At 69.9% G+C, this 21,560-nt stretch carries 12 protein-coding genes and 1 pseudogene; 10 read left to right on the top strand and 3 right to left on the bottom strand.

From position 1 onward, the window contains the following. The 4 genes from D183_RS0108695 to D183_RS0108680 form a co-directional block, all read left to right on the top strand. On the top strand, positions 1 to 624 hold a 624-nt coding region (locus D183_RS0108695), incomplete at its 5' end, for a tryptophan 7-halogenase (protein WP_017908663.1). A gap of 54 nt (positions 625 to 678) precedes the next feature. Beyond that, entirely contained in the window at positions 679 to 2,181 is a 1,503-nt protein-coding gene (xylB, locus tag D183_RS0108690; protein ID WP_017908662.1) for a xylulokinase, read from the top strand. A 44-nt stretch (positions 2,182 to 2,225) separates the two neighbouring features. After that, complete coding sequence (gene xylA / locus D183_RS0108685) at positions 2,226 to 3,560, top strand: xylose isomerase (protein ID WP_017908661.1); 1,335 nt, start codon at positions 2,226 to 2,228, stop codon at positions 3,558 to 3,560. Positions 3,561 to 3,583: 23 nt separating this feature from the next. Beyond that, entirely contained in the window at positions 3,584 to 6,136 is a 2,553-nt protein-coding gene (locus D183_RS0108680) for a glycoside hydrolase family 3 protein (protein WP_026144313.1), read from the top strand. A gap of 14 nt (positions 6,137 to 6,150) precedes the next feature. Here the strand turns inward: D183_RS0108680 and D183_RS0108675 are convergent, their stop codons facing one another. Next, a complete protein-coding gene (locus D183_RS0108675) occupies positions 6,151 to 7,209 on the bottom strand; it encodes a LacI family DNA-binding transcriptional regulator (protein WP_017908659.1) in 1,059 nt (352 codons plus the stop codon). Positions 7,210 to 7,320: 111 nt separating this feature from the next. On the opposite strand from D183_RS0108675, the gene D183_RS0108670 reads away from it, so the two are divergent. The 6 genes and pseudogenes from D183_RS0108670 (at position 7,321) to D183_RS27985 (ending at position 18,319) form a co-directional block, all read left to right on the top strand. Further along, positions 7,321 to 9,462 (top strand): alpha-glucuronidase family glycosyl hydrolase, encoded by a 2,142-nt coding sequence (locus D183_RS0108670; protein WP_026144312.1) that lies wholly within the window; start codon positions 7,321 to 7,323, stop codon positions 9,460 to 9,462. Then, a complete protein-coding gene (locus D183_RS0108665) occupies positions 9,459 to 11,447 on the top strand; it encodes a sialate O-acetylesterase (RefSeq protein ID WP_017908657.1) in 1,989 nt (662 codons plus the stop codon). The genes D183_RS0108670 and D183_RS0108665 overlap by 4 nt, the downstream gene beginning before the upstream one ends. After that, complete coding sequence (locus tag D183_RS0108660) at positions 11,447 to 13,141, top strand: glycoside hydrolase family 43 protein (RefSeq protein ID WP_017908656.1); 1,695 nt, start codon at positions 11,447 to 11,449, stop codon at positions 13,139 to 13,141. Before D183_RS0108665 ends, D183_RS0108660 begins: the two co-directional genes overlap by 1 nt. Then, entirely contained in the window at positions 13,141 to 15,846 is a 2,706-nt protein-coding gene (locus tag D183_RS0108655; protein WP_441365478.1) for a glycoside hydrolase family 3 C-terminal domain-containing protein, read from the top strand. Before D183_RS0108660 ends, D183_RS0108655 begins: the two co-directional genes overlap by 1 nt. Further along, positions 15,800 to 17,329, top strand: a pseudogene (locus tag D183_RS27990) (MFS transporter); the annotation flags it as partial. The gene D183_RS0108655 and the pseudogene D183_RS27990, both read left to right, overlap by 47 nt. Beyond that, positions 17,303 to 18,319 carry a glycoside hydrolase family 43 protein gene (locus tag D183_RS27985; RefSeq protein WP_343122558.1) on the top strand — a complete coding sequence of 339 codons (1,017 nt, stop codon included), beginning with the start codon at positions 17,303 to 17,305 and terminating at the stop codon, positions 18,317 to 18,319. The pseudogene D183_RS27990 and the gene D183_RS27985, both read left to right, overlap by 27 nt. 289 nt (positions 18,320 to 18,608) lie before the next feature. On the opposite strand, the gene D183_RS0108645 is transcribed toward D183_RS27985, so the two are convergent. Beyond that, the gene (locus tag D183_RS0108645; RefSeq protein ID WP_017908653.1) at positions 18,609 to 19,712 is read right to left on the bottom strand and encodes a dipeptide epimerase; all 1,104 of its coding nucleotides are present in this window, start codon (positions 19,710 to 19,712) and stop codon (positions 18,609 to 18,611) included. Further along, a complete protein-coding gene (locus D183_RS0108640) occupies positions 19,709 to 21,103 on the bottom strand; it encodes an SH3 domain-containing protein (RefSeq protein ID WP_017908652.1) in 1,395 nt (464 codons plus the stop codon). Before D183_RS0108640 ends, D183_RS0108645 begins: the two co-directional genes overlap by 4 nt. Positions 21,104 to 21,560 lie beyond the last annotated feature (457 nt).

Raw genomic sequence — 21,560 nt, 5'->3', positions numbered from 1 at the left:
CCCCCCCCGCCGCTGCGCGACCCGTGGCTGGTGCCGTTTCGCAGCGGGCGCAGGCTGCAGGCCTGGAACAGGAACGTGGTGGCGCTGGGCCTGGCCAGCGGCTTCATCGAGCCGCTGGAATCGACCAGCATCCACCTGACCATCAGTGCGGTGGTGCGCCTGATCCAGCTGTTTCCCCACGAGGGCATCAGCCCGGCGCTGGTGGAGCTGTACAACACGGTCAGCCGCCAGGAGATGGAGCACGTGCGCGATTTCATCATCCTGCACTACCACGCCACCCAGCGCGACGAGCCGATGTGGAAAGCCTGCCGCGAGATGGTGCTGCCCGAGTCGCTGGCGATCCGGCTGCGTGCCTGGCGCGAGCGGGCGCACGCCTGGCAGGACCCGGGCGAACTGTTCCGCGTGGACTCCTGGACCAGCGTGTTGCTGGGGCAGGGCATCCAGCCGGGACCGCCGCATCCGCTGGCCGCCGCCATCGGCGATGCGGATCTGCGCACGCTGCTGACGCGGATCCGGCAGCCGCTGCAGCAGGCCAGCGCGGCGATGCCGTCGCAGGCGGAGTTCATCGAACGCTATTGCAAGGCGTCGCCCGAGGTCTGGCGACGGAGCGTTTCCCTGGCGTAACGGCACATACGCTGTCGTCCAAAAATGATAGCGCTAACGAAAAGGCGGCACGACGTGGAAGAACGGGAACTGGTAGCCGGAATCGATGCGGGAACGCAGAGCCTGAAGGTCGTGGTCTACGACCCGGTCAGGCGCAGCGTCGTGGCCAGCAGCAGTGCGCCGCTGGAGTTGCATTCCGCCGCCGATGGCAGCCGTGAACAAAACCCCGCCGACTGGGTCGCGGCCCTGCAGGCCTGCTTCCAGGCCATCGATCCTGCGCTTCGTTCGCGCCTCGCCGCGCTGGCGGTGTCCGGCCAGCAGCATGGCTTCGTGCCGGTCGATGCGGCAGGCGAGGTGCTGGCGCCGGCCAAGCTGTGGTGCGACACCAGCACCTCGGCCGAGTGCGTGCAGATCATGGACGCGCTCGGCGGCGCGGCGCGCACCATCGCGCTGGCGGGCAACCCGATCCTGACCGGCTACACCGCCTCCAAGCTGCCGTGGACCAGGACGCACCGGCCCGAGGCCTATGCGCGGCTCGCCACGATCCTGCTGCCGCACGACTATCTCAACTTCGTGCTGACCGGCCAGCGCTTCTGCGAGTACGGCGACGCGTCGGGCACGGGCTGGCTGGACGTGCGCACGCGCACCTGGTCGACCGAGCTGCTGCGTGCCACCGATCCGCAGCGCGATCTGGCGGATTGCCTGCCGCGCCTGGCCGCACCCGATGCCCTGTTCGACATCGACCCGTCCGCCGCTGTCATGCTGGGCGTGCCAGCGACGCTGAAGGTCGCCGTCGGCGGCGGCGACAACATGATGGCGGCCATCGGCACCGGCTGCGTCGTGCCCGGTCGCCTGGCGATGAGCCTGGGCACCTCGGGCACCTTGTTCGCCTACTCCGACACGCCGGTGGTCGACCCGGACGGTGCGTGGGCCGCGTTCTGCTCGTCGACCGGCGGCTGGCTGCCGCTGATCTGCACGATGAACTGCACCGTGGCGACCGAACAGGTCGCCGCCGCGTTCGGCTTCAGCACACGCGACGGCGATGCGCATCTGCACGCCACCGCGCCCGGTGCCGACGGCCTGGTGATGCTGCCGTTCCTCAACGGCGAGCGCACGCCGGACCTGCCGTTGGGCAAGGGCCTGCTGGCGGGCCTGGACACGGGCAACATGACCCCGGCTCACCTCTATCGCGCGGCGATGGAAGGGGCGACCTACAGCCTGAAGTACGGTTTCGACGACTTCGTGCGTGCCGGCATGCACTTCGAGCGCATCGTGCTGACCGGCGGCGGCAGCAACAGCGGCGCGTGGCGGCAACTGGTGGCCGATGTGTTCGGCCTGCCGGTGGACGTGCCCATGCAGCCGGAGGGCGCGGCATTCGGCGCCGCCTTGCAGGCGCTGTGGGCCGTGGGCCTGGCACGCGGCGATGCCGCTTCCATCGCCGACATCGCGCAACAGCATGTGGCGGTCGATCCGCAGCTGTCCGCCCGTCCGGATCCGGCGCGCACCCAGGCCTATGCCGCGGCCTATGCGCGCTTCCTGCGCCATCTCGACACCTGCCTGCCGCTGTTCCGCGGCTGATTGCCCGTTTCGCACGCCCTCCCACCACGACAGGAACCCGCACCATGCACACCCAACCTTTCATCGGCGCCAAGGAATACTTCCCAGGCATCGGCCGCATCCCCTTCGAAGGCCGCGGCTCGGACAACCCGCTGGCCTTCAAGGTCTACGACGCGAACAAGGTCGTCGGCGGCAAGACCATGCAGGATCACCTGCGCTTTGCAGTCTGCTACTGGCACACCTTCTGCAACGCCGGGCAGGATCCGTTCGGCCCGGGCACGCGCCATTTCCCGTGGGAGGTCGGCGCGCCGATGGCCAGCGCCGAGGCGAAAGTGGATGCGGCGTTCGAGTTCTTCACCAAGCTCGGCGTGCCGTACTGGTGCTTCCACGACATCGACCTGGCGCCGGACGCCGACGATGCCGGGCAGTACGAGAAGAACCTCAAGCACATGGTCGGCCTGGCCAAGGCGCGCCAGGACGCGACCGGCATGAAGCTGCTGTGGGGCACGGCCAATCTGTTCTCGCATCCGCGCTACATGAACGGTGCCGCGACCAATCCCGATTTCGCCGTGGTGGCGCGTGCCGCGGTGCAGGTGAAGGCGGCGCTGGAGGCGACGGTGGAACTGGGCGGCGAGCACTACGTGTTCTGGGGCGGCCGCGAAGGCTATGCCTCGCTGGTCAACACGCAGATGAAGCGCGAGCTCGAGCACTTCGCGCGCTTCCTCACCATGGCGCGCGACTACGGCCGCAGCATCGGCCTGAAGGGCAACTTCCTGATCGAGCCCAAGCCGATGGAGCCGATGAAGCACCAGTACGACTTCGACAGCGCGACGGTGGCGGGCTTCCTGAAGCAGCACGGCCTGGACAAGGACTTCAAGCTCAACATCGAGGCCAACCACGCCACGCTGTCCGGCCACACCTTCGAGCACGACCTGCAGGTCGCCTCCGACCACGGCCTGCTGGGCAGCATCGACGCCAACCGCGGCAATGCGCAGAACGGCTGGGATACCGACCAGTTCCCGACCGACCTGTACGACACCGTGGGCGCCATGCTGGTGGTGCTGCGCCAGGGCGGCCTGGAGGGCGGCCTGAACTTCGACGCCAAGGTGCGCCGCGAGTCTACCGAGCTGGAGGATCTGTTCATCGCCCACATCGGTGGCATGGACGCGTTCGCCCGCGGGCTGGAAGTCGCCCATGCGCTGCTCAACGACTCGCCGTGGGAGCAGTGGCGCCGGGAGCGCTATGCCAGCTTCGACAGCGGCGCCGGCCAGGACTTCGCCCGCGGCGCGCTCGGCCTCGCTGAACTCGCCGCATTGGGCGCGAAGGGCGGCGAGCCGCGGCAGATCAGCGGCCGCCAGGAGCGCTACGAGAACCTGATCAACCAGTACCTGCTGCGCTGAGCGCGGCGGCAAGGAGCAGCGCCGTGACCGACACCGATTCCACCCGCCAAAGCGGCGCGTTGCTGGCCGCACTGCTGCTCGCGCTTGCCGTGTGCAAGGGCGATGTCCAGGCCGCGGCGCCTGCCACGGCAGAGGCCAGCCCCTGGCCCAGCGTGACCTGGCCACTGCCCGAGGATCCCGCGCTGGAACAACGCCTCACCGACCTGATCGCCACCATGACGGTGGAGGAAAAGGTTGGCCAACTGGTGCAGGGCGATATCGGCAGCCTCACCCCGGAGGATGTGCGCACCTATCGGTTGGGGTCGATCCTGGCCGGCGGCAATTCCGATCCCGGCGGCCGCTACGATGCCGCACCGGCCGAATGGCTGGCGCTGGCCGATGCGTTCTATGCGGCGTCGATGGACACCTCGCACGGCGGCAAGGCGATTCCGGTGCTGTTCGGCATCGATGCGGTGCACGGGCAGAGCAACATCGTCGGCGCCACCCTGTTTCCGCACAACATCGGCCTGGGCGCGACCCGCAACCCGGCGTTGCTGCGCCGGATCGGCGAAATCACCGCGCTGGAGACCCGTGCCACCGGCATGGAGTGGACCTTCGCGCCGACCGTGGCGGTGCCGCAGGACGACCGCTGGGGGCGTACCTACGAGGGCTATTCCGAATCGCCCGAGGTGGTGGCCAGCTACGCCGGTGCGATGGTCGAGGGGCTGCAGGGCAAGGTGGGTACGCCCGCGTTCCTCGATGGTCGCCATGTGATCGCCTCGGTCAAGCACTTCCTGGGTGATGGCGGCACCACTGACGGCCGCGACCAGGGCGACACCAAAATCGGCGAAGCCGAGCTGGTGCGCATCCACGCCGCGGGCTATCCCCCGGCCATCGCCGCCGGTGCGCAGACCGCGATGGCCTCGTTCAACAGCGTCAACGGCGAAAAGATGCACGGCCACAAGGCCTACCTGACAGATGCGCTGAAGGGGCGCATGCACTTCGGCGGTTTCGTGGTCGGCGACTGGAACGGCCACGGCCAGGTCAAGGGCTGCACGCCGACCGATTGCCCGGCCACCATCAATGCCGGCCTGGACATGGCCATGGCCTCGGACAGTTGGAAGGGCTTCTACACCACCACGCTGGCGGCGGCGAAGAACGGCACCATCTCGCAACAGCGCCTGGACGATGCGGTACACCGGATCCTGCGGGTCAAGATGCGGCTGGGCCTGTTCGAGGCGGGCAAGCCGTCGGCGCGCGCGGTCGGTGGGCAGTTCGCGCTGATCGGCGCGCCGGCGCATCGCGCGGTGGCACGGCAGGCGGTGCGCGAGTCGCTGGTGCTGTTGAAGAACCAGGGCGGCGTGCTGCCGCTGTCGCCGAAGCAGCGCATCCTGGTGGCCGGCGACGGCGCCAACGACGTCGGCAAGCAGGCCGGCGGCTGGACGCTGAACTGGCAGGGAACCGGCACCACCCGCAAGGACTTCCCGAATGCGGACACCATCTACGAAGGTTTCGCGCAGCAGGCCAAGGCCGCGGGCGGCGAGGCCGTGCTTTCGGTCGACGGCACGTACGCCACCAAGCCGGACGTCGCGGTGGTGGTGTTCGGCGAGAACCCGTATGCGGAGTTCCAGGGCGATCGGCCGACCCTGGCCTACAAGCCGGGCGATGACACCGACCTGGCGCTGATCAAGCGGCTCAAGGCCGACGGCATTCCCGTGGTTGCCGTGTTCCTCAGCGGGCGCCCGCTGTGGGTCAACCGCGAACTCAATGCGGCCGATGCCTTCGTGGCGGCATGGCTGCCCGGCTCGGAAGGCGCGGGTATCGCCGACGTGTTGCTGCGCACTGCGCAGGGCGGCGTGCAGCACGACTTCAAGGGCACGCTGAGCTTCAGTTGGCCGCGCACGGCCACGCAATACGCCAACAACGTGGGGCAACAGGGCTACGACCCGCTGTTCGCCTTCGGCTACGGCCTGCGCTATGCCGACAATGGCAACCTGGCCAGGTTGCCGGAAGTCTCCGGCCTCACCGGCAACGAAGCTGCGGCCGGCGTGTTCTTCGTCCGCGGCGCGGCCGGCCCGGGCATGGCGCTGCGCCTGGAAGGCAGCACCGGGCAGGGCGTCACCGTCACCCGCGTGCCGGAATCGCTTGAGGGCGCGCTGCTCAAGGTCACCGGCGTGGACCACCTGGCGCAGGAGGATGGCCGCCGCCTCGCCTGGTCGGGCGGACGCGAGGCGGTGGTCGCACTGCAGTCGCATACCTCGCTGGACCTGCAGCGCGAGAGCAATGGCGACCTGATGCTGGTGACCACGCTGCGCGTGGACGCCGCCCCGCAGGGCGAGGCGTGGCTGGCGGTCGGCTGCGGCAGCGGCTGCGCCGCGCGGGTGGCGATCGGGCCGACGCTGACAGCCCTGCCGGTCGGCCAGTGGAAGCGCGTGGGCGTGCCGCTCAAGTGCCTGGCGGCGGCCGGCGCGGATCTGAGCAAGCTGGATCGTCCGTGGGCTTTGACCACGGCGGGCGCGATGACGCTGTCGGTGTCGCGGGTCGCGCTCGGCGCATTGAACGAAGCGGAGAGCACTGTCGCATGCCCGAGCGCGTGAGCCTGCGTCCTGCGTCAGCGCCCCTTGGGTGGGCCGGCGACCGAACCACGCAGCACCAGCCGGTGCGGGACCACGTGGTCGCTGGACATGCGTGCGTCGTCGCGCTTGCGGCGGATGCTGCGCAGCAGGATGTCGATGGCGGCATCGGCCATCGAGGCGATCGGTTGGTGGATGGTGGTGAGTTCCGGCCACACGGTGGTGGCGGCCGAGGTGTCGTCGAAGCCGACCACCGACAGATCGCGCGGTACTTCCAGGCCGCGCCGGTGCGCCACGGAGATCGCCGCCGCGCCCATGTCGTCGTTGCTGGCGAAGATCGCGGTCGGCGGCCGCCGCTGCGACAGCAGCTTCTCGGCGGCGGCCAACCCCGAGCGGTAGGTATAGTCGCCCTGCTGGACCAGGCCGGGTTCGACCTTCAGCCCGGCCTCCTGCAGCGCGGTGACGAAGCCCTCGTAGCGCCGCGCACTGGCGCTGAGGTCCTGGCGCCCACGGATGAAGCCGATGCGCCGGTGGCCGTGCTGGATCAGGTGTTCGGCCATCTCCTTGCCGGCATGGAAGTCGTCGATGCGCACGCAGGAGATCGCGTCGCTGAGGCGCCCGGCGGCGATCGCGATCACCGGGATGCCGGCCTTCACCAGTTCGCTCACCGCCGCCTGCGATTCGCACAACGGCGGCGGCAGGATCACGCCATCCACGCGCCCGCCCAGGGCACGCGCGGCCTTGCGCTCGGCATCGGGGTCCAGGTCTTCCCAGTAGTGGATGACCAACTGGATGGCGGCGTTGGACGCGACGCGCAGCAGGCCGACCAGCAGCTCGCGCAGGTAGGCGCCGCTGGGATTGGTGTAGATCAGGGCGATGCGGGTGTGCTGCGCGGCGGCCAGCGAACTGGCGGCCAGGTTGGGCGTGTAGCCCAGCTCCCGCACCGCGCGCATCACGCGCTCGCGGGTGGCATCGCGCACCTTGCCCTGGTTGATCGCGCGCGACACCGTCATCGGCGAAACCCCGGCCAAGGCCGCCACCTCGTCGATCGTCACCCCGCTGGTCTTGCGGCGGACCGCTTTCTTCGGCTTGTCCAAAACGCGTTCCCTTTGTTGTTCCTGACGCTGCCGCGCCGCGGGTACGCCGTCAGCTTACAAGGTTTGCTGGCGGCGCTTGGGCGCCGTCCGCATGTCATGCGGTGTCAGTGGATGGCGTGTGCTGCCATGGCGTTGATGGCCTGCGCGGGCAGCGTGCATGCGGAGGATGGCGCTGCGTTGTGGTTGCGGTACCTGTCCTCACAAGGCGCCGCACGTGCGGATGACGCCGCGCGCCTGGCCGAGGTGGTGGCGCCGGCGCGGACGCCGACGCAGCGCGTGGCGCGCGACGAGCTGGTGCGTGGCCTCACCGGCCTGCTGGGGCGTGCCCCGGCGACGCGTGTGGCCGCAAGCGGCGATCACGCGGTGGTGTTGGGCACGCCGCAGTCGTCGCCAGCGCTCGCGCCGTTCCGCGAGGAGATCGCGTCGTTGGGCGAGGAGGGTTACCTGCTCAAGCGCACCCGCATCGACGGGCACGCGGTGCTGCTGGTGGCGGCACGCCAGGACATCGGTGTGCTGTATGGCGTGTTCCATCTGCTGCGCCTGCTGCAGACCGGCGCGTCGCTCGACGCGCTCGCGGTGCGCGAGTCGCCACGGATCCGGCTGCGCGTGCTCGACCATTGGGACGACCTGGACGGCCACGTCGAGCGCGGCTATGCGGGCCGCTCGCTGTGGGACTGGCAGAGCCTGCCGGAATGGCGCGACCCGCGTTACACCGACTACGCGCGCGCCAATGCCTCGATCGGCATCAACGGCACCGTGCTCAACAATGTCAACGCCAATGCGCAGAGCCTGGCGCCGGCCTACCTCGACAAGGCGGCGGCGCTGGCGGACGTGTTCCGGCCCTACGGCATCCGCGTCTACCTGAGCGCACGCTTCAGCGCGCCGATCGAACTGGGGGGATTGAACACCGCGGATCCGCACGACCCGGCCGTGCAGCGCTGGTGGCGCGACAAGGCCGATGAGATCTATGCGCGCATTCCGGATTTCGGCGGCTTCCTGGTCAAGGCCAACTCGGAAGGTCAGCCCGGCCCGCAGGACTATGGCCGTTCGCACGCCGACGGCGCCAACCTGCTGGCCGATGCGCTGGGGCCGCACGGCGGCGTGGTGATGTGGCGGGCCTTCGTCTACGCCCACGACGTGCCGGTGGACCGCGCCATGCAGGCCTACACCGAGTTCGTCGGCCTCGACGGCGCCTTCCGCCCGAACGTGATCGTGCAGGTCAAGAACGGTCCCATCGATTTCCAGCCGCGCGAGCCCTTCCATCCGCTGTTCGGCGCCATGCCGCGCACGCCGCTGATGCTGGAGGTGCAGATCACCAAGGAGTACCTCGGCTTCGCCACGCACCTGGTCTACCTGGGGCCGCTGTACGAGGAAGTGCTGCAGTCCGACACCCATGCCCGCGGCGCGGGGTCCACGGTGGCGGACGTGGTGGATGGCACATCGGAGGGCCATGCCCTGACCGGCATCGCCGGCGTCGCCAACATCGGCAACGACCGCACCTGGAGCGGCTCGCACTTCGACCAGGCCAACTGGTACGCCTTCGGCCGTCTCGCCTGGAATCCGCGCCAATCCGCCCGCGCCATCGCCTCGGACTGGGCGGCGATGACGTTCTCGCCGGCGCCCGAGGTGGTGCAGCCGATCGTGGGGATGATGATGGGCTCGCGCGAGGCGGCGGTGAACTACATGACCCCGCTGGGCCTGCACCACCTGATGGCACGCGGCCACCACTACGGCCCCGGCCCCTGGGTGGACGGCGGCCCACGCGCGGACTGGACCGCAGTGTATTACCACCGCGCCGACCGCAATGGCATCGGCTTCGACCGCACTGCGCATGGCAGCAATGCGGTGAGCCAGTACGCGCCGGACGTGGCGGCCGTGTATGGCGACCCGGCGCGGGTGCCCGAGTCGCTGCTGCTGTGGTTTCACCACGTGCCGTGGGACCACCGCATGGCCTCCGGACGGCCGTTGTGGGACGAACTGGTCGGCCGCTATACGCAAGGCGTGCGCCAGGTGCAGACCATGCAGGCCACCTGGGATGGGCTGCGCGGCAAGGTGGATGCCGAGCGGCACGCGCAGGTGGCGGCGTTCCTGCGCATCCAGCTGCGCGAAGCGCAGTGGTGGCGCGATGCCAGCGTGGCGTACTTCCAGTCGGTGAGTGGACGGCCGTTGCCCGCGGGCGAAGCCGCGCCGCCGCACCCGTTGGCCTGGTACCAGGCGCTGCAGTTTCCTTCCGCACCGGGAGATGGACGATGAAGCCGACCACGTGGATGGGCTGGTTGCTGGCGGCCGCCTTGGCGTGCAGCGCCACGCCCTGCGTGGCGCAGGACGCGGCGACGCCGCTGTTGCATGCGCTGTTTCAGGATCACGCCGTGCTGCAGCGCGACCGGCCGATGCCGGTGTGGGGGAACGCCGCGCCGGGTGCCACGGTGTCGGTGACCTTCGCCCGGCAGTCGGTCAGCGCACGTGCCGATGCCGGCGGCCGCTGGCATGCCACGTTCAAGCCGGTCGCCGCGGGCGGTCCTTACGACATGACGGTGCGCGCGGGACAGGCGCGCCAGGTCGTGCGCGATGTGCTGGTGGGCGATGTGTGGCTGTGTTCCGGGCAGTCGAACATGGAGCTGCCGGTGTGGCGCGCGCTGGATGCGAGCCGCGAACTGGCTGCGGCCGCCGAGCCCAGCATCCGTCTGTTCACCGTGCCCAAGGCCGCGGCGGTCGCGCCGCAGGAGGCGTTCGCGGCTGCGGTCGCGTGGCAACCCGCGGCGCCGGACACGGTGCGCGAGTTTTCGGCCGCGTGCTTCTACTTCGCGCGGGAGCTGCAGAAGACGGTCAAGGTGCCGATGGGGCTGATCCAGGCGGCCTGGGGCGGCGCGCGGATCGAGGCCTGGACCAGCGCCGACGCGTTGCGTGCGCAGGGCGGCATGGACGAGGCGCTGGACGTGCTGGCGCTGTACGCCACCGAGCCCGTCGCCGCGAGCGCGCGCTGGGGCCGGCATTGGCAGCAATGGTGGACCACGCGCGCCGGTGCCAGGCCGGGCGATACGCCATGGCAACCCGGTGCTGACAGCACGGGGTGGCAGGACGCGCCGGCGGCGCTCGGGGCATGGGAGCGCTGGGGCGTGCCCGCGCTCGCCGACTACAACGGCATGGTCTGGTACCGCACCCAGGTCACCCTGAGCGCCGCGCAGGCGGCGCAGGGCGCACGGCTGGTGCTGGGGCCGGTCGACGAGACCGACATGACCTGGGTCAACGGCGTGGCCGTGGGCAGCCAGAACGCGCCGAGCGATCCACGCCGGTATGCGCTTGCGCCCGGCCTGTTGAAGGCGGGCACCAACACGGTGGTCGTCAACGTGCTGGATACCTACGGCGAAGGCGGACTGGCAGGCCCCGCCACTGCGCATGCCGTGGAATTGGCCGATGGCACGCGCGTCGTCCTGGATCGGCATTGGCAGTACCGGGTCGCGCCCGATCCGCAGTCACCGCCGTTGGCGCCGTGGCATGCGGCCTCCGGTATGTCGACGCTGTACAACGGCATGATCGCGCCGCTGGGGCGTTACGGGCTGCGCGGCATGCTGTGGTATCAGGGCGAATCCAACACCGGCGACGGCGCCGCCTACGCGACGCGGTTGCGCGGCTTGCGCGACGACTGGCGCCGGCAGTTCGGCGCAAAGATGCCGCTGCTGGTGGTGCAGCTCGCCGGCTACGGCCTGCCGCCGCAGGCCCCGGTGGAGAGCGGCTGGGCGCAGGTGCGCGAGGCGCAGCGCCGCGTGGCCGCGGAAGACGCGTGCAGCGGCCTCGCGGTGGCCATCGACATCGGCGATGCCTACGACATCCATCCGCCGAACAAGCAGGAACTGGGACGGCGCCTGGCGCGGGTGGCGCGCCACGTGGTCTATGGCGAACGCGCACTGGCGCCGTCCGGCCCGATCCCCCGCACGGCAACGCGCACGCAGGACGGGGTGCGCATCGTGTTCGACGACGTCGACGGCCGCCTGGTCACGACCGGGGCGAGCGGCCCCATCGGCTTCGAGCTCTGCGATGCCCAGGCGCAACACTGCACGTATGCCGACGCGGCGCTGGACGGGCACACCGTCGTCCTGCGCAGTCCCCAGGCCGCTGCCGCCGCCGCGGCCGCGCGCGTGCGCTACTGCTGGGCCGACGGCCCGGTCTGCACGCTGCGCGACAGTTCCGGTGCGCCGGCAGGACCGTTCGAGCTCTCACTCTCCGAAGGAGTTCCCTGATGCGCCCGTTGCTCGCCACGGCCGTCCTGCTGTTGTCCGCTGCGCTGCAACCGCTGTGGGCCGCGCCCGCACCGCCGGTCTATTTCGACTGGTTCGACTACGCCGGGCGCGACGCAGCCTTCGATGCGCCGTTGCCGGCCGGGCATTACCGCAACCCGATCCTGGCCGGTTTCCACGCCGACCCGAGCATCGTGCGCGCGAACGGGCGGTTCTATCTGGTCAATTCCAGCTTCACCTACTTCCCGGGCATCCCGGTGTTCGAGAGCGTGGATCTGGTGCACTGGAAACAGATCGGCAACGTGATCGACCGGCCGACGCAAGTCGACTTCGATGGCCTGAGCGTGTCGCGCGGCATCTTCGCGCCGGCCATTTCCTATCACGACGGGGTGTTCTACGTGGTCACCACCGCCGTGGACAGCGGCGGCAACTTCATCGCCACCGCGCGCGATCCCGCCGGGCCCTGGTCGGATCCGCACTGGCTGACGGGCATCGGTGGCATCGACCCGTCGCTGTTCTTCGACGCCGACGGCCGCGTCTACCTGCTCAACAACGACGTGCCGCCCGGCGCGCCGCGCTACGACGGCCACCGCGCGATCTGGATGCAGCAACTCGACCTGGCGACCTTCACCCCGGTGGGGCCGCGCAAAGTGCTGATCGACGGTGGCGTCGAGCCGGCAAAGAATCCGGTCTGGATCGAGGGGCCGCATCTGTATCAACGCGACGGCTGGTACTACCTCTCCGATGCCGAGGGCGGCACCGGGCCGCAGCATTCGCAGGTGGTGCTGCGCAGCCGCGACGTGTGGGGGCCTTACCAGCCGTATGCGGGCAATCCGATCCTCACTCAGCGCGACCTGCCCGACGCTAGGCCGCTGCCGATCGCCAACGCCGGGCATGCGGACCTGGTGGAAGGGCCGGATGGTTCGTGGTGGGCGGTGTTCCTGGCCAGCCGCACCTACGACGTGCGCCACTACAACACCGGGCGCGAGACCTACCTGCTGCCGGTGCAGTGGCGCGACGGCTGGCCGGTGATCCTGCCGGCCGGGCAGGCCATCCCGTATGCGTTCAAGGCGCCGTCGTGGATGCAGGGCGAGGCGTCGCAGGCGCCGTCCACCGGCAACTTCGTCGAGCGCGATGAGTTCGATGCGCCGACGCTTGGCCGCGGCTGGTTGCGCGTGCGCGTGCCCAGGCAGGACTGGGCGGACCTGCGCACGCGTCCGGGCAGCCTGGCCGTGCATCCGCTGCCGGAGAACCTGGACACCTTGCGCAATCCCGCCTTCCTGGGGCGTCGCCAACAGCATTTGCGGTTCGAGGCCAGCACCGCGCTGACCCGGCCGGCGGCGGACGTGGCGGCGGGGCTTGCGGCGTTCCAGAACGAGGACTGGTGGTATTTCCTCGGCGTGCGCAGTCTCGGCCGCGATCGCGTGGCGGTGTTTCTCGAAGCGCGCGCGGGCAAGGGCGCGACCAGAACCATTGCCAGCCGCGAAGTGGACGCGTCCACGTCGCTGCGTTTGAAGATCGCCGGCGACGCCGGCACGTATGCGTTCGCGTTCGACGCCGGCACGGGGCAGGGCTGGCAGACCCTCGCCGACGACGTCGACGGAACCGTGTTGAGTACGGATCGTGCAGGCGGCTTCGTGGGCGCCCTGCTCGGTCCTTTCGCGCGCGACGAGCGCGCCCCCAGGAGCAAACGATGATGACGCGCAGGTCTTCCTTTCGCAGCGGTGTTCGCGGCCGCCTGTTCCGTACGTTGGCCCTGTGCGCCGCCACCGCGCTGGCCGGCGTGGGTCATGCCGCCGACGCCGTCGACGCCACGCCGTGGCAGGACACCTCGGCCAGCTTCGAAGCCCGGGCGGCGGCGCTGGTCGCGCAGATGACCCTGGAGGAGAAAGCGGCGCAGATGCAGAACGCCGCGCCGGCGATCGAGCGCCTGGGCGTGCCGGCCTACGACTGGTGGAACGAAGCGCTGCACGGCGTGGCGCGGGCCGGGCAGGCTACGGTGTTTCCGCAGGCCATCGGGCTGGCCGCCACCTTCGACGTGCCGTTGATGGGGCAGGTGGCCACCACCATCAGCGACGAGGCGCGCGCCAAGCACCACCAGTTCCTGCGCGAAGGCGCGCATGGCCGTTATGAGGGGCTGACCTTCTGGTCGCCGAACATCAACATCTTCCGCGACCCGCGCTGGGGCCGCGGCCAGGAAACCTACGGCGAGGATCCCTACCTCACCGCGCGCATGGGCGTGGCTTTCGTGCAGGGATTGCAGGGCGACGACCCGGTGTACCGCAAGCTCGACGCCACCGCCAAGCATTTCGCCGTGCACAGCGGCCCGGAGGCCGACCGCCACCACTTCGACGCGCGCCCCAGCAAGCGCGACCTCTACGACACCTACCTGCCGGCGTTCGAGGCGCTGGTGAAGGAGGGCCAGGTGGATGCGGTGATGGGCGCCTACAATCGCGTATACGGCGAGTCCGCCAGCGCCAGCCAGTTCCTGCTGCGCGACGTGTTGCGCCGCGATTGGGGCTTCACCGGCTACGTGGTGTCGGACTGCTGGGCCATCGTCGATATCTGGAAGCATCACCATCTGGCGCCCAGCCGCGAGGCCGCCGCGGCGCTCGCGGTCAAGAACGGCACCGAACTGGAATGCGGCCAGGAATACGCCACGCTGCCGGCGGCGGTACGCCAGGGCCTGATCGGCGAAGCGGAGATCGACGACGCGGTGACGCGCCTGTTCACCGCGCGGATGCGACTGGGCATGTTCGACCCGCCCGAGCGCGTGCGCTGGGCGCGGATTCCCGCCTCGGTGAACCAGGCGCCCGCGCACGATGCGCTGGCCCTGCAGGCCGCACAGGAATCGCTGGTGCTGCTGAAGAACGATGGCGTGCTGCCGCTGTCGCGCGAGGTCAAGCGCATCGCCGTGGTCGGCCCGACCGCCGACGACACCATGGCCTTGCTCGGCAACTACTTCGGCACGCCGGCGGCGCCGGTGACCATCCTGCAGGGCATCCGCGACGCAGCCAAGGGCATCGAGGTGCGCTACGCGCGCGGCGTGGATCTGGTCGAAGGGCGCGACGATCCGAGCGCCACGCCGCTGATCGAGGCGGCGTATCTGCGGCCCTCGGCCGATTCCCCGGAACGCGGCCTGCGTGGCGAATACTTCCGCACGCCCGATCTGTCGGGGACGCCGGCGCTGGTGCGCACCGACGCGCAGATCGGCTTCCGCTGGGACCGCGGTTCGCCGACCGACAACCTGCTGGCCCGCGGCGAAGCGGGGCCGGGGCAGGGCATTCCCAACGATCATTTCAGCATCCGCTGGAGCGGCCAGTTGCTGCCGCCGGTTTCGGGCCGCTACCGGATCGAGGCGGCGGCCGACGATGGCTTCCGCCTCTATGTCGACGGCAAGCTGGTGCTGGATCACTGGACCGACAGCGACCGCATGCGCGCCGACGGCGTGGACCTGGACCTGCAGGCGGGCTGCGCCTATGCGGTGACGCTGGAGTACTACGACGCCGAGCGCGACGCGAGCGTGCGCCTGGGCTGGCGCATGCCCGGGGCGAAGCCGCCGTTCGACGAGGCGCTCGATGCCGCGCGCAACGCGGATGTGGTGGTGTTCGTCGGCGGCCTGACCGGCGATGTCGAGGGCGAAGAGATGAAGGTCGACTACCCGGGCTTCGCCGGCGGCGACCGCACCGACCTGCGCCTGCCGGCGCCGCAGCGCGCCCTGCTGGAAGCACTGCACGCCACCGGCACGCCGGTGGTGATGGTGCTGACCGGCGGCTCGGCGCTGGCGGTGGACTGGGCGCAGGCGCATCTGCCGGCGATCCTGATGAGCTGGTATCCGGGGCAGCGCGGCGGCACTGCGGTGGGCCAGGCGCTGTTCGGCGAGGTCAATCCCGCCGGCCGCCTGCCGGTGACGTTCTACCGGGCGGACCAGGCGCTGCCCGCCTTCGACGACTACGCGATGGAAGGCCGCACCTACCGCTACTTCCGCGGCACGCCGCTGTATCCGTTCGGCCACGGACTGTCGTATACGCGCTTCGACTACAGAAAGCTGCGCGTGGATGCGCCGCGCATCGCCGACGACGGACGCCTCAAGGTGCAGGTGGAGGTGGCCAATACCGGCAAGCGCGCCGGCGACGAAGTCGCGCAGCTGTACGTGCGGCGGCTGGCAGCCGCGCCCGGCGATGCGCAGCAGGCACTGCGCGGCTTCCAGCGCGTGCGCCTGGCCCCGGGCGAACGCCGGACCCTGACGTTCGAACTGGACGCGCAGCAGGCGCTGCGCCAGTACGACGAGGCGCGCGGCACCTACGTCGTGCCGGCAGGAAGCTACGAAGTACGGATCGGCGGTTCAAGCGCCGATGCCCGCGTGCGTGCGCGCTTCACCGTGGAGGCGCGTCGTGACTGAGGCCCGCAGTGCGGAGACCGCCGCGCACACGCTGTCGGTGCGCGAGAAGCTGGGCTACAGCCTGGGCGACCTGGCGGCGAACCTGATCTTCCAGACGCTGATCACCTACTTGGCCTTCTTCTACACGGACGTGTATCGATTGCCGGCCGCCACGGCGGCGACGATCATCTTCGTGATCGGCCTGCTCGGCGCGTTCGTGTTCACCCCGCTGATCGGCATCGCCGCCGACCGCACGGCCACCCGCTGGGGCAAGTTCCGGCCGTGGATCCTGTGGACGGCGATCCCGTTCGGCGTGCTGTCGCTGCTGGCCTTCAGCACGCCGGAGCTCGGCGCGCGCGGCAAGGTCGTCTACGCGTTGACCACCTATGGCCTGCTGATGCTGGTGTACGCGGCCAACAACCTGCCGTACTCGGCGCTCAGCGGCGTGCTCACCGGCAACATGACCCAGCGCAACAGCCTGTCGGCCTACCGCTTCGTGGCGGTGATGATCGCGCAGTTCATCATCCAGGTGCTGCTGCTGCCGCTGGTGCTGATCCTGGGCGACGGCGACAACGTGCGCGGCTTCGAGCGCCTGATGACGGTGTTCGCGGTGGTGGGCACGCTGTTCTTCCTGATCACCTTCGCCACCACCCGCGAGCGCATCGTCCCGGCCAAGGAACAGAGCGCCGGCGTGCTGCAGGACCTGTCCGACCTGCTGCACAACCGGCCTTGGAAGGTGATGCTCGCACTGACGGTGCTGGTCTTTGTCAACCTGGCGCTGAAGGGCGGCACCTATATCTACTATTTCCAGTACTACCTGAGCGAGGCCGCGCTGGCGGGCTTTCTCGACACCTCCGGCTTCAACGGCTTCATCGGCGGTGTGAATGCGCTGCTCGGCGGCTGGGGATTGTCCGGCTTCACCTGGCCGCAGGATGCGGCGACCTCGGCGTTCAGCCTGTTCAACGCCTGCGGCATCCTGTGCATGATCCTGGGCATCGGCTTCTCGCGGCGACTGGCCGACCGCTTCGGCAAGCGCGATGCCTTTGGCGGCGCGCTGCTGGTCTCCACTCTGTTCCTGCTGGTGTTCTACGTCCTGCCGCCTACCGCGATCGGCGTGGCCTTCGGCGCCTTCATGCTGCACGGCTTCTGCTACGGCATCACCATCCCCTTGCTGTGGGCGATGATCGCCGACGTCGCCGACTACTCCGAGTGGAAGAACCATCGCCGCGCCACCGCGATCATCTTCTCGGCGATGCTGTGCGGGCTGAAGATCGGGCTCAGTATCGGCGGCGCGCTGGTCGCCGGCATCCTCGCGCACCACGGCTACCAGGCGGGCGCGCCGCAGCAGCCGCAGGCGGTGGTGGACGGCATCCGCCTGACCGTGAGCGTCTACAGCGCCATTCCGTTCCTGGTCGCGGTGGCGCTGCTGTGCTTCTACCGGATCGACAAGCGCATGGAACGTCGCATCGAACACGACCTGCAGGCGCGACGCCAGGGCAGCGACCTCGACCATCTCGCGGCGCACGCCGTCTCGCAACCACTGGTCACCCACATTTACACGGCCGATCCGTCGGCCCATGTGTTCGAGGGGCGCCTGTACATCTATCCGTCGCACGACATCGACAGCGGCGCGCCGTTCGACGACGACGGCGGCCACTTCGGCATGGAGGACTACCACGTGCTGCGTATGGACACGCCGGACGGCGCGGTCACCGACTGCGGCGTCGCCCTGCATGTGCGCGATGTGCCCTGGGCCAGCCGGCAGATGTGGGCGCCGGATGCGGCGGCACGCGACGGGCGCTATTACCTGTACTTCCCCGCCAAGGACGCGCAGGGTCTGTTCCGCATCGGCGTGGCGGTGGCCGATCGCCCGGAAGGCCCGTTCGCCGCCGAACCCGAGCCGATCGCGGGCACCTATTCGATCGACCCGGCTGTGTTCGAGGACGACGACGGCGCGCACTACCTGTGCTTCGGCGGCATCTGGGGCGGGCAGTTGCAGAAGTACCGCGACGACCGCTTTGAGGCGATGCACGTCGAGCCTGAGGGCGATGCGCCGGCACTGGGCCCGCGCATCGCCCGGCTGGACGCGGGCATGACCCAGCTGGCGGAGCGCACACGCGAAATCGTCATCCTCGACGAACACGGCCAGCCGCTGCGCGCCGACGACCACGCGCGCCGCTTCTTCGAGGGACCGTGGCTGCACAAGGATCAGGGCCGGTATTACCTGTCGTATTCCACCGGCGATACGCATCTGCTGTGCTATGCCACCGGCGACAGTCCGTATGGCCCGTTCACCTATCGCGGCGTGCTGTTGAAGCCGGTAGTGGGCTGGACCACGCACCACTCCGTCTGCGCGTTCCAGGGGCGCTGGTACCTGTTCTACCACGACGCCCTGTTGTCCGGCGGCGTGACCCACCTGCGCTCGGTCAAGTGCACGCCGCTGCACGTCGAGCCGGACGGGAGCATTCGCACGGTCGATCCCTATGGTGGCTGAAAGGCCGTGGTCTAGTGACGCTGCGCCGCCTGCGGAGTTGGCGGGCGGCGCATTGGCCTCCTCTAAGCGTCGGCTGCCATGCAGCCGAGGCGAGCGAAGTGCTATGCGTTCCGATGGCGCGATGCGTCGGGACTGAAGTCCCTCCCACCGTGCACCAGGCAGGCTCGCCGCAAACCCCTGTGGGAGCGACTTCGGTCGCGACGAGTGAAGCCATCCAATGACCGATTGCGACAGCAGTCGGGAATGAAGTCCCTCCCACAATTGCGACAGCCAGCCATGCGCGGCGCCATTACACCGATCGCGGCAACAGCTCCAACCCCTGGATTTCGCGAATCCCCAATCCCGGCGCATCGCCAATCCGGATCTGCGCCTCGTCGAACTGCACCCCGCCGACCACCGGATCGAACACCCCCAGCGACGGCCCGTCCAGGTCGACCTTGGTGATGACGTCCGCGCGCGCCACCGCCAGGTGCGCCGCCGCGGCCACACCGATGCTCGATTCGAGCATGCAGCCGATCATGCACGGCACCCCGTACACCGCCGCGATATCGGCGATGCGCAGCGCGTTGGACAGGCCGCCGGCCTTGATCAGCTTGATGTTGACGATGTCCGCCGCGCGCCGCTGCAGCAGCGCGATCGCCTGCGCCGGCGAGAACACGCTCTCGTCCGCCATCACCGGAGTCTGCACGCGCTCGGTTACGTACTGCAGGCCGTCCACGTCGCCAGCCTTGACCGGCTGCTCCAGCAGTTCCAGCGTGACCCCGGCATGTTCCAGTGCGTGCATCGCCTGCACCGCCTGCTTCGGCGTCCAGCCCTGGTTGGCGTCCAGCCGCAGTTGCGCGCGATCGCCGACCGCGGCGTGGATCGCCTTGACCCGTGCGATGTCCTCGGCCAGATCGGTGCCAATCTTGATCTTCAGCGCCACGAAGCCGCGCGCCAGCGCCGACAGCGCGTCGGCCACCATCGTGTCCACTGTATTCACGCTGATGGTGAGGTCGGTGCTCAGGTGCGGCGTGCCACCGCCAAGCAGGCGGTACAGCGGCGCACCATGCAGCTGCGCCCACAGGTCGTGCACGGCGACCTCCAGCGCCGCCTTGGCGCTGCTGTTGTGTTCCAGCGCGCCCTGGATCAGGCCGCGCAGGCGCTGCAGGTCGGCGATGTCCTCGCCGATCAGGCGCGGTGCCAGGCAGCGCTCGATCGCCGCGATGATCGCTCCATGGGTGTCGCCGGTGATCGGCGGCGTGGCCGGGGCGCTGCCATGGCCGATCCGGCCATCGTCGGTGTGGACCATGACCACCACGTCCTCGATCGCCTGCACGGTGCGCAGCGCGGTCTTGAACGGGGTCTTCAGCGGCACGCGCAGCATGCCCAGGCGGATCTCGGTGATCTTCATTCGGCGGTCGGTGCGCGCAGGCGCTGGATGCGGGTGATGCGGTCGATGAACGGCGTGCCGTCGCCGAGCAGCAGCGGTTCCAGCGGCGTCACCGACACGCCGTTGAGGCGCACGCGCTGCAGCTGGCCGGCGGCGTTGCGGTAGCTGGCGCCGGCCACGTCGTGGATCACCCAGGTCTGGCCGTCTTCGTGGCCGATCACCAGCATCACGTGGCCGGGGATATAGACCAGGTCGCCGACGCGCAGTTGCGCCAATGCCTGCCGCCGCTGCGGCAGCGGGTCGCTGGCGGTGTAGGGCACCGACATCAGTGCGGGGCTGCGCGCCTGGTCGCCGGTGTTGCGCGGCAACTCGATGCCGAGGCTGCGATGCAGGTCGACGACGAAGCCGCTGCAGTCGCGCGCGTCGTAACTGTTGCCCCAGCCGTAGCGTTCGCCGAGGAACTTGAACGCCTGCTGCAGCAGCATCTGCGGCGTGGCCGGCAGCGGCGCCTCGGCGACGTCGGCGCTGCGCGGTATCAGCGCCGGCACCAGGTGCAGGCGTCCGTCGCGGTCGCGCAGCGGTAGCTGCACCACGTGGGCGGCCAGCGGCGACTGGCCGTTGACCACGTTCTGTGGCGGCCAGTCGCGCAACAGCGGCAGCGTGCTGCCCATGTCCAGCGCCACCTGCGAGGCGGCCGGCAGGTCCGGGGTGAACACGGTGGCAGCGCGCGCGCCGGTGACCAGCAGTCGCGGCGTGCGTTGCACATAGGCGAGCACGCTGGCGCGGTCGCCCTCGGCAAGGTGGTCGCGGGCGATCCACGCGGCGTAATTGTTCGCTAGCACGAACAGCCACTGGCCATCGGCACTGGCGTGCAGGATCGCCACTGCACTGCCCGGATAGAGCGCCGATTCCTGGAAGCGGTCGATGTCGCGATCGTCGCGGTCGCTGAACACGCGCTCGGCGGTCGGGAAGCGCCGCAGGTCGGCGCGTTGCACCACCAGCGCGTAGCGCGGCTGCACCTGCGCCGGCAGCGCGTCCAGCGCCAGCGCGCGCTGCAGCGCCTGCAATCGCGCGGCTTCCAGTATGCCGCCCTGGCTGTCGTACAGCGTGCGCGTCGGCGGCGCCGACAGCGCCAGGATCTGCGCGCGCACCTGCGCGGCGGGCAGTTGCGTCGGCAGCGCCGTCAGGTCGTGCATCGACGGGTCGTCGCGCAGCAGCCGGGCGTTGAACGCGGCGCGCTGCGTCGCCTCCAGCAGCGGCGGCGACGCCGCCGGCAGCCGCGCGATCCAGTGCGCGGCCTGCAACTGCGCCGGTTGTGCCTGCAGCGGCATGGCCTCGGTGGCGCGTGCCGTGGCGATGGCGCCGCTCGCCGCCGCGGCGAGCAACAGGCACAGGCCGCGCATCGTGATCATGGGAACCCACTGTCTAGAAAGAAGGTCGGCGGATGTCACGCGCCGACGCCAGGATCTTCGATTCCCGGTTTTTTCCTGTCAAGGCGCTGCGTTGACAGGTTTTGCGAGCGCGTGTTACACCCGGCTGCACAGGGGGCGCGTGGCGATGGCGCTGGGGAACGTGCAGGCACCGCACGGCAGCGCCGCGTCCGCTCGGCAAGATGCAGGAACCCGCAACACGATGGTCGCGTGCCGCGCACGGGTCATCGCCGTGTGCGTGGACGCCAGGGACAGGCGCTCGGCCGTGGCCGCGCCCGCGGCGTTCGCGCCATCCACCGCGCCATGCAGGAGAGCCGCGTGCCCATGCGAATCGTTCGTCGTCCTTTTCCCTTGCGGCCCGTGCGCGTGGCGCTGGCCGCGCTGACGACGCTGGCCGCGGCCTCGCCAGCGGCGGCCGCGGCGCAGGAACAGCCGGCGA

Source organism: Xanthomonas sp. SHU 199, assembly GCF_000364665.1.
GTDB classification, from domain to species: domain Bacteria; phylum Pseudomonadota; class Gammaproteobacteria; order Xanthomonadales; family Xanthomonadaceae; genus Xanthomonas_A; species Xanthomonas_A sontii.
The sequence above is the reverse complement of the archived record's forward strand: the minus strand, read 5'-3'. Positions and strand labels throughout refer to the sequence as shown.

Bases quoted from the DNA above. Each gene is read 5' to 3' on its own strand.
- D183_RS0108640 (WP_017908652.1), bottom strand. From the start codon at position 21,103: ATGATCACGATGCGCGGCCTGTGCCTGTTGCTCGCCGCGGCGGCGAGC.
- D183_RS0108655 (WP_441365478.1), top strand. From the start codon at position 13,141: ATGACGCGCAGGTCTTCCTTTCGCAGCGGTGTTCGCGGCCGCCTGTTC.
- D183_RS0108645 (WP_017908653.1), bottom strand. From the start codon at position 19,712: ATGAAGATCACCGAGATCCGCCTGGGCATGCTGCGCGTGCCGCTGAAG.
- xylA (WP_017908661.1), top strand. From the start codon at position 2,226: ATGCACACCCAACCTTTCATCGGCGCCAAGGAATACTTCCCAGGCATC.
- D183_RS0108660 (WP_017908656.1), top strand. From the start codon at position 11,447: ATGCGCCCGTTGCTCGCCACGGCCGTCCTGCTGTTGTCCGCTGCGCTG.
- D183_RS0108670 (WP_026144312.1), top strand. From the start codon at position 7,321: ATGGCGTGTGCTGCCATGGCGTTGATGGCCTGCGCGGGCAGCGTGCAT.
- D183_RS0108665 (WP_017908657.1), top strand. From the start codon at position 9,459: ATGAAGCCGACCACGTGGATGGGCTGGTTGCTGGCGGCCGCCTTGGCG.